This window comes from Congregibacter sp., from assembly GCF_965660375.1.
Lineage (GTDB): Bacteria > Pseudomonadota > Gammaproteobacteria > Pseudomonadales > Halieaceae > Congregibacter.
The window spans coordinates 24,755-32,793 of sequence record NZ_CBFHZO010000054.1 but is presented as its reverse complement, the minus strand read 5'-3'; the positions used below and the strand labels follow the sequence as shown (position 1 = coordinate 32,793).

General features: G+C 59.0%; 9 protein-coding genes. 8 read left to right on the top strand and 1 reads right to left on the bottom strand.

Annotated elements, in window-relative coordinates:
* Positions 1-138 (top strand): transposase (locus tag ACTG3T_RS04800; RefSeq protein WP_439100464.1); only part of this gene is annotated, 138 nt, incomplete at its 5' end.
* 49 nt (positions 139-187) lie between these two features.
* On the opposite strand, the gene ACTG3T_RS04795 is transcribed toward ACTG3T_RS04800, so the two are convergent.
* The gene (locus ACTG3T_RS04795; protein WP_439101127.1) at positions 188-982 is read right to left on the bottom strand and encodes an inositol monophosphatase family protein; all 795 of its coding nucleotides are present in this window, start codon (positions 980-982) and stop codon (positions 188-190) included.
* Positions 983-1,096: 114 nt separating this feature from the next.
* On the opposite strand from ACTG3T_RS04795, the gene ACTG3T_RS04790 reads away from it, so the two are divergent.
* From ACTG3T_RS04790 to hisS, 7 genes are all read left to right on the top strand, one after another.
* A complete protein-coding gene (locus ACTG3T_RS04790) occupies positions 1,097-1,861 on the top strand; it encodes an RNA methyltransferase (RefSeq protein ID WP_439101126.1) in 765 nt (254 codons plus the stop codon).
* Positions 1,861-3,027: an aminotransferase class V-fold PLP-dependent enzyme gene (locus ACTG3T_RS04785; protein ID WP_439101125.1), complete on the top strand. Its 1,167-nt coding sequence runs from the start codon at positions 1,861-1,863 to the stop codon at positions 3,025-3,027. Before ACTG3T_RS04790 ends, ACTG3T_RS04785 begins: the two co-directional genes overlap by 1 nt.
* Positions 3,028-3,192: 165 nt before the next feature.
* Positions 3,193-3,621: a nucleoside-diphosphate kinase gene (gene ndk, locus ACTG3T_RS04780; protein ID WP_439101124.1), complete on the top strand. Its 429-nt coding sequence runs from the start codon at positions 3,193-3,195 to the stop codon at positions 3,619-3,621.
* A gap of 6 nt (positions 3,622-3,627) precedes the next feature.
* Positions 3,628-4,773 carry a 23S rRNA (adenine(2503)-C(2))-methyltransferase RlmN gene (gene rlmN, locus ACTG3T_RS04775; protein WP_439101123.1) on the top strand — a complete coding sequence of 382 codons (1,146 nt, stop codon included), beginning with the start codon at positions 3,628-3,630 and terminating at the stop codon, positions 4,771-4,773.
* Positions 4,770-5,555, top strand: a complete 786-nt coding sequence (pilW, locus tag ACTG3T_RS04770) for a type IV pilus biogenesis/stability protein PilW (RefSeq protein WP_439101122.1) — start codon at positions 4,770-4,772, stop codon at positions 5,553-5,555. The genes rlmN and pilW overlap by 4 nt, the downstream gene beginning before the upstream one ends.
* Positions 5,548-6,684, top strand: coding sequence for a flavodoxin-dependent (E)-4-hydroxy-3-methylbut-2-enyl-diphosphate synthase (ispG, locus tag ACTG3T_RS04765; RefSeq protein ID WP_439101121.1), 1,137 nt, complete (start codon positions 5,548-5,550; stop codon positions 6,682-6,684). The genes pilW and ispG overlap by 8 nt, the downstream gene beginning before the upstream one ends.
* Positions 6,685-6,737: 53 nt before the next feature.
* Positions 6,738-8,030: a histidine--tRNA ligase gene (gene hisS, locus ACTG3T_RS04760; protein WP_439101120.1), complete on the top strand. Its 1,293-nt coding sequence runs from the start codon at positions 6,738-6,740 to the stop codon at positions 8,028-8,030.
* The last annotated feature ends 9 nt before the right edge of the window (positions 8,031-8,039 follow it).

Genomic DNA, 8,039 nt, shown 5'->3' with positions numbered 1-8,039 from the left:
GTTTACCCTCTGAATACGAGCGTGCTGGAAGGAGTGAATAACCGCATCAAGGTCATCAAACGCATGGCCTACGGCTATCGCGATAGCGACTACTTTTTCCTGAAGATCAAATCAGCTTTTCCCGGAAAGGCGCGATGAACCTTTTTTTCCCGCGCAGGTCTTTCTATTACCCGCGCAGGTTCTTCTATTACCCCCGCAGGTTCTTCGTGGCCTGCAATACGGCCTTAAAGCACTTGGGGTTGCCGCAGACGATATCGCCGTTATCCAGGAAGTTTTCCGAACCGTCAAAGTCCGAGACCAGACCACCGGCTTCACGCACCAGTAGCGCTCCCGCTGCCATATCCCAGGCAGACAGGCCCTTCTCCCAGAAGGCGTCGAGGCGCCCGGCAGCCACATAGGCCAGATCCAGAGACGCAGCGCCCCCGCGGCGGATGCCGGCACACTGACCCGCCAGTACCGCGAGGCTCTCGGCATAAGCCGGCAGGCGATCGCCATGGTGTCCCTTAAAGGGAATTCCCGTGCCCAGCAGGGCGCCATCAAGAGAGGCCAGTTTGCTCACGCGAATGCGGTGTCCGTTTAACTGGGCGCCACGACCCCGGGAGGCGGTGAACTCCTCCCGTCGTACCGGATCGACGATAACCGCATGCTCCAGCTTGCCCTGGTAGACACAGCCGATGGACACCGCGTAATGGGGAATGCCGCGGATAAAGTTGGTGGTGCCATCCAGAGGATCGATGATCCAAAGGTAGTCGGCGTCTTCCGGGCCGCTGCGGCCGGACTCTTCTCCCAGAAATGCGTGGTCGGGGTAGGCGCGCTGCAGCTGGCGGACAATCTCCTGCTCGGCGAGCTCATCGATATCCGAGACAAAATCGTTGGCGCTCTTTTTGCGCACGCCGACCCGTTCCAGGTCGTCGGAGGCTCGCACAATAAGTTCTCCGGCTTTTCGCGCGGCGCGCAGTGCGATATTGGTCATCGGTTCCATGAAGACAGACCTGCAATTAGAGTCAAAAAAGGCGCGCGAGTATATCAGAGGACCGGGCTGTGGGCCGCACTGCTTTGCTACAATGGGGGATTAACTTCACGCAGAAAGCAGTTCATGAATCCCGAGCAAATACGCATCGTACTGGTCGAGCCCAGTCACCCGGGCAACATCGGCGCCGTGGCCCGGGCCATGAAAACCATGGGTCTGGGCAAGCTGGTGCTGGTGGCGCCGGAGCAGTTTCCCCATGAGGAGGCTACCTGGCGGGCCGTGTGGGCCAGCGATGTGCTCGAGTCGGCAGAGGTGGTAAAAACACTGGATGAAGCGGTTGCTGACTGCGGCTTTGTGGTGGGTACCTGCGCCCGGGATCAGCGTTTGCCCTGGCCGGTGCTGGATCCCCGTCGGGCCGCCGTAGAGGTGTCGGCAAACTCTCAGCGAGGTGAAGTGGCGATTCTCTTTGGTCGCGAAGACAACGGCCTCTCAAATGAAGAACTTATGCGCTGTAATCTTCATCTGGCCATTCCCACTAGTGATGCCTACAGCTCGCTGAATCTCGCCAGCGCGGTGCAGATTGTGTGCTACGAGCTGCACATGCTCACGGAGTACGACACGCTGCCCCAGACGAGCACTGCCCAGTGGGACGAGCCGTTGGCAACCCAGGAAAACATCGAGCGGTTTTACGTGCATCTTGAAGAGACTCTCAGCGAGATCGGCTTCCTTAATCCTGCAGCGCCCCGGAAACTTATGCCCCGCCTGCGACGCTTGTACAATCGCCTCAACATGGACGAAATGGAGCTGAATATTCTGCGCGGCATACTCACCGAAACGCAAAAACGCTGCGAACCCGTGGACTGGAGTCAACAGAGCAGAGGAGGGTCCTGATGGCCAAGTTGGTTTACTTCGATTACCTCTCTACCACGCCCGTGGATCCTGCCGTGGCCGAGGCTATGGCCCGATGTCTCACCAGGGACGGCACCTTCGGCAATCCCGCCTCACGATCCCATCGCTTTGGCTGGGAAGCGGAGATGGCGGTGGAGAATGCGAGACAGCAGCTGGCGACGCTGATCAACGCGGATCTTCGGGAAATTGCATGGACGTCGGGGGCAACGGAGTCCGATAACCTCGCATTGAAGGGCGTGGTCGAGGCAGCGCGGGAGGCGGGCAATGCGTCGCCCCATGTGGTGACCTCCGCCATTGAACACAAGGCGGTACTCGATAGTTGTCGGCACCTGGAGTCCCAGGGCGTGGCCGTTAGCTATCTGAAGCCCGACGAGCAGGGGCTCATAACACCGGACGCAGTGCGCGATGCGCTTCAGGACAGCAGCTGCCTGGTAAGCGTGATGCACGCCAATAACGAAATCGGCACTATTAACGATATTGCCGGCATAGCGGCTGTCTGCCGCGCGGCGGGCGTACCGCTGCATGTGGACGCAGCACAAAGCGTTGGGAAGATACCTGTGGACGTAAAGGCCCTGGATGTGGATTTGCTGTCGATATCGGCGCACAAGTTCTATGGTCCCAAGGGTATTGGCGCGCTGTATCAGCGCCGCAGTCCGAGGGTGGCGGTGGCAGCACAGATGCACGGCGGTGGCCATGAGCGGGGTCTGCGCGCGGGTACGCTGCCCACGCACCAGATTGTGGGTATGGGCCAGGCGGCGGCTACGGCCCAGGAGTCCCTGACGTTCGAGGGCGCCCGCTTGACCGCGCTGCGTGAGGAGCTTTGGTCGACGCTGTCGGGCATTGATGGGGTCACCTTGAATGGCCATCCGACCCAGCGTCTCCCCGGCGCCCTGAATATCAGCGTCAGCGGTGTGGAAGGGGAGGCTCTGCTTCTTTCCCTGCCGGAATTTGCCCTGTCGACGGGCTCTGCCTGTACCTCAGCAAGCCTGGAGCCCTCCTATGTGCTCCGTGCCCTGGGGTTGCCCGATGCCCTGGCACACAGTTCCCTTCGAGTCAGTCTGGGCCGTTTCAGCGACGAAAACGAGGTTCAGCTGTTCAGTGAGCGTCTTCACGAGGTGGTAAGCCGTCTGCGCCGTGACGCAGCCTGAGCATTTTTGCTCGATTACTCAGCGACTTAAGCTCCCTCAGGTAGGGTGCTATAGCGTCGTAAAGTCCGTATAATCCCGCGCACTTTTTCGCCGTCGGGTCCAGCGTTCAACAGCGCGGTTACCGGCGGTATTTCATTGATTTTTTATTAGTTCTGGAGAACGCACATGGCGGTGGAACGCACTCTTTCAATTATCAAGCCCGACGCAGTGGCCAAGAACCACATTGGCGAGATCTATGCACGTTTTGAAGCGGCCGGTCTGCGCGTGGTCGCCGCAAAAATGATGCGTCTTAGCGACGTGGTTGCCGGCGGCTTTTACGCCGAGCACAAAGAGCGGCCATTCTTTCCTGCTCTCATCGAGTTCATGACTTCAGGACCGGTCGTTGTTCAGGTGCTGGAGGGCGAAAACGCCGTGGCCACCAACCGGGACCTCATGGGCGCGACAAATCCCCAGGAAGCGGAGGCGGGCACTATTCGTGCTGACTTCGCGTCGTCTATTGATGCCAACGCGGTACACGGTTCCGACTCCACGACCTCAGCGGCCCGGGAAATCGCCTACTTTTTCGCTTCCAGCGAAGTCTGTGATCGCGACTAGGAAACTGTGACCGAGCTTATTGCCAGCAGCGAGCCCGTCGAGAAGGTCAACCTCCTCGGTATGAGCCGCACCCAGCTTGAGGCGTTTTTCCTTGAGCTGGGTGAGAAGCGTTTTCGTGCGCAGCAGCTCATGAAATGGATGCACCATCAGGGCGAGTGCGACTTTTCGGCAATGAGCAATCTGGGTAAAGCGCTGCGGGAACGGTTGTCTGCCATCGCGGAAGTGCGTCCCCCGGCGGTGGAGTCCCAGCATGATTCCAGTGACGGTACCCGCAAATGGCTGGTACACGTGGATGGGGGCGGACTCGTGGAGACCGTGCTGATTCCCGACGGCAATCGCGCAACCCTGTGTGTGTCTTCTCAGGTGGGCTGTAGTCTTGACTGCAGCTTTTGCTCTACGGGCAAACAGGGGTTCCAGCGGGATTTGAGCGCCGCGGAGATTATCGGTCAGGTGTGGCTGGCGATAAAATCCTACGATGCCTTCCAGGCAGGGAACGGCCGCGTGGTGACCAATGTGGTCATGATGGGTATGGGCGAACCCCTGCTGAATTTTGACAACGTCGTCACCGCTATGAATCTCATGATGGACGATCTGGGTTACGGTATTTCCAAGCGTCGGGTCACGCTCAGCACCTCGGGTGTGGTGCCGGCGCTGGATAAGCTGGCCGAAGTCAGTGAGGCCAGTCTGGCGGTGTCACTCCATGCGCCCAATGATGAGCTTCGCAATCAGTTGGTGCCGGTAAATCGCCGCTATCCCATTGCTCAGCTCCTTGATAGCGCCCGGCGCTACATCGATGCCCAGAAAGACAAAAAGCGTGTGGTGACCATCGAATACACGCTGATGGCGGGAATCAATGACCAGCCCGATCAGGCCAGAGAGCTGGCTGTCTTGTTAGCAGATTTTCCCTGCAAGATTAACCTCATCCCTTTCAATCCTTTTCCGAACTCGGGTTATGACCGACCCAGTGGCAACGCCGTGTCGCGTTTCTGGCAGGTGTTGGTGGACGCGGGCTTCGTAGTAACCGTGCGTACCACCCGCGGAGATGATATAGATGCAGCCTGTGGGCAGCTTGTCGGTGAGGTGGTGGATAGAACACGCCGCAGCGCCAGACATCGCCAGAGTGCCGAAGCCGCATTGGAGACAGGGGCATGATCCGCGCGTTACCGCTTTTAGCAGTGCTCTTTTTCGCCGGGTGCGTGACCGAGCGGGAGAGTGTTTTTACCGAACCACCGTCTCCCCAGAAAGCCATGGAAACCCGGGTGTCGCTGGCCCGCCAGTACATTGGCCAGGGTAACTGGGAGGATGCCAAGCGTAACCTGAAGGTTGCCGCGGAACTCGATAGCAGCAACCCCGAGGTGTTCGAAGCATTTGCCCTGGTTTACCAGAGCACCGGCGAGTTTGAGCTGGCGGAGGAGAGCTTCCAGCGGGCGATCAGCCTCGACAAGTCTTTTTCCAGGGCGCGCAACAATTACGCCGCCTTTCTGTACGGTCAGGAGCGCTACCGCGAAGCGGAGGTGCAGCTCCGTGAGGTGGTAAAAGACACACTTTACAACGCACGGCCCCAGGCATTTTTGAATCTCGGTCTGTGCAGGCTCAAACTGTTTGATGAGCGCGGCGCCGAGGAGGCCTTTTTGCGCACCCTGGCCATGCAGCCGTCAAATAGCACGGCATTGCTGGAGGTGGCGCAGCTGCGACTGGAGGCCGGCGACAGTCGCAACGCGGCCCTCTATTATGATAAATATCGAAGTCTGGTGCGGCAGCAAAGTTCCCGCGGGCTTTGGCTCGGGATTCGATTGGCAAGAGCTACCGGCGACTCCGATGCCGAAAGTAGCTATGCGCTGGCGCTTCGGAATTTGTATCCTGATTCGCCGGATTACGATGCCTATCGCCGCTCTGTTGATGGAGAGCAGCAGGAGAGCAGCAGCTATGAATAAGAACAAGCAGTCACCCATTAAGCGACGTAAGAGTCGGCAGATTCATGTGGGTAATGTGCCTGTCGGTGGGGATGCCCCCATTAGCGTTCAGAGCATGACAAACACCGAGACCTGTGACGTCGCAGCTACGGTGGCGCAGATTGCCGCCCTTGAAGCTGCCGGAGCCGACATCGTGCGGGTATCCGTACCCAGCATGAATGCAGCGGAGGCGTTTAAGGCCATCCGGGCCCAGGCCAATGTGCCTCTGGTCGCCGATATTCATTTCGATCACAACATTGCTCTCAAGGTCGCGGAGTATGGTGTGGACTGCCTGCGCATCAACCCCGGCAACATCGGCCGGGACGATAAGGTTCGTGAAGTTATCGCCTCCGCGCGGGACAAGGGTATTCCCATCCGTATTGGTGTGAATGCCGGGTCTATCGGGAAGGATCTTCAGCGAAAGTACGGCGAGCCCACGGCAGAGGCGCTGGTGGAGTCTGCCATGCACCATGTGGATATTCTCGACAAGCACGACTATCCGGACTTTAAAGTCAGCGTCAAAGCCTCGGAAATTTTTATGGCGGTGGACGCCTACCGCTTGCTTGCCAGAGAGATTGAACAGCCCCTGCACCTGGGTATCACCGAAGCGGGCGGCTTGCGCGGCGGCACGGTGAAGTCTTCTATCGGCCTGGGCATGCTGCTTTATGAGGGTATTGGCGACACCATCCGTATTTCCCTGGCGGCGGACCCCGTGCAGGAAGTCAAGGTGGGCTTCGATATCCTGAAGAGCCTCAAGCTTCGCAGCAATGGCATCAATTTTGTCGCCTGCCCGAGTTGCTCACGGCAGAATTTTGATGTGATCGGCACCATGAACGAACTCGAGCAGCGCCTTGACGACATTCGAACGCCCATGGACGTCGCCGTGATCGGTTGCATCGTTAACGGTCCCGGCGAGGCGCGGGAAGCGGATGTAGGACTGACCGGAGCAACGCCCAGCAACCTGATTTACGTGGATGGTGAGCCGGACCACAAGGTCAGCAACTCGGAGTTTGTGGATCATCTGGAAAACGTGATTCGAGAGCGAGCGGCGAAGCTCGAAGTAGAGCGCGCCGAGGCTGACGAGAAGCTTATCGCGCGATCGGCATCCTGACGGCGAGCCAGCACGACTCGCCTCCCTTTTACTGACAGGACCAACATACCCTCATGGACGCACTGCGATCGATTCGCGGCATGAACGATATTTTGCCAGCGGATACCAGCCATTGGCAGTTTCTCGAACGCCAAGTCGCCGGACTTCTCGAATGCTATGGCTATGGTGAGGTGCGTCTGCCTATCGTTGAGTCCACGGCGTTGTTCAGTCGCTCCATCGGCGAAGTCACGGACATTGTCGAGAAGGAGATGTACAGCTTTGAGGATCGCAATGGCGACAGTATCAGCCTGCGTCCCGAAGGTACTGCAGGGTGCGTGCGCGCTGCGATACAGCACAACCTGACTGCGACTCCCTGCCGGCTCTGGTACAGCGGACCGATGTTTCGCTACGAACGCCCGCAGAAAGGTCGGCAGCGTCAGTTTCACCAGATAGGGGCGGAGATATTCGGTTACGCCACGCCGGATGCCGATGCGGAGCTCATCATTCTTCTTTCGCGCTTGTGGCGTATTCTCGGTATCGCCGATGCCGTAAGCCTGGAAATCAACAGCATAGGCAGCTCCGAGGCGCGGGCAGATTACCGGGCTGCGCTGGTGGCTTATCTGGAGCAGCACCGCGAGTCCCTCGATGAGGACAGTCAGCGCCGCCTCGACAGCAACCCGCTGCGCATTCTCGATAGCAAAAACCCCGATACCCAGGCGCTTCTGAATAACGCGCCGGCGCTGGTGGATCACCTCGATGAGGAATCCCGGGTGCATTTTGCGGTGCTGAAAAGCTTTCTCGATAGCGCCGGGGTGAAGTACACCGTCAACCCCCGTCTTGTGCGCGGCCTGGATTACTACAACAAGACCGTATTTGAATGGGTGACCGACAAGCTGGGTGCCCAGGGCACCGTGTGTGCGGGAGGGCGTTACGACGGGCTGGTAGAGCAGCTCGGTGGCAAGGCGACACCGGGCGTCGGTTTTGCGATGGGTATGGAGCGTTTACTGCTCATGCTGGAGGCCTGTGGGCAGTTGCCCCGGCCGCGCGCTCCCGATCTCTTTGTGGTGGCCATCGGTGACGAAGCGCAGCGCGCAGCAATGGCTGCGGTGGAGGGGCTTCGTGATGCGCAGCCGGCACTGCGGATTGTGCAGCAGCTCGGCGGCGGCAGTTTTCGCAGTCAGATGAAGAAAGCTGATCGCAGCGGGGCAGCCCTGGCGCTGCTCTGGGGCGAGGATGAAGTCGCCGCCGGTGAAGTCACGGTCAAGCCTTTGCGGGATGGACGGGAGCAAATACGCGTTCCCGTTGCAAGCCTGCCCGGGCAGATAGACACGCTTTTACAACAGCATTTACAACAACATTCGCATTAAGCAGGAATC

Excerpts from the sequence above, each read along its gene's own strand:
- pilW (WP_439101122.1), top strand. The coding sequence starts at position 4,770 with ATGATCCGCGCGTTACCGCTTTTAGCAGTGCTCTTTTTCGCCGGGTGC.
- hisS (WP_439101120.1), top strand. The coding sequence starts at position 6,738 with ATGGACGCACTGCGATCGATTCGCGGCATGAACGATATTTTGCCAGCG.
- ACTG3T_RS04785 (WP_439101125.1), top strand. The coding sequence starts at position 1,861 with ATGGCCAAGTTGGTTTACTTCGATTACCTCTCTACCACGCCCGTGGAT.
- ndk (WP_439101124.1), top strand. The coding sequence starts at position 3,193 with ATGGCGGTGGAACGCACTCTTTCAATTATCAAGCCCGACGCAGTGGCC.
- ispG (WP_439101121.1), top strand. The coding sequence starts at position 5,548 with ATGAATAAGAACAAGCAGTCACCCATTAAGCGACGTAAGAGTCGGCAG.
- ACTG3T_RS04790 (WP_439101126.1), top strand. The coding sequence starts at position 1,097 with ATGAATCCCGAGCAAATACGCATCGTACTGGTCGAGCCCAGTCACCCG.
- ACTG3T_RS04795 (WP_439101127.1), bottom strand. The coding sequence starts at position 982 with ATGGAACCGATGACCAATATCGCACTGCGCGCCGCGCGAAAAGCCGGA.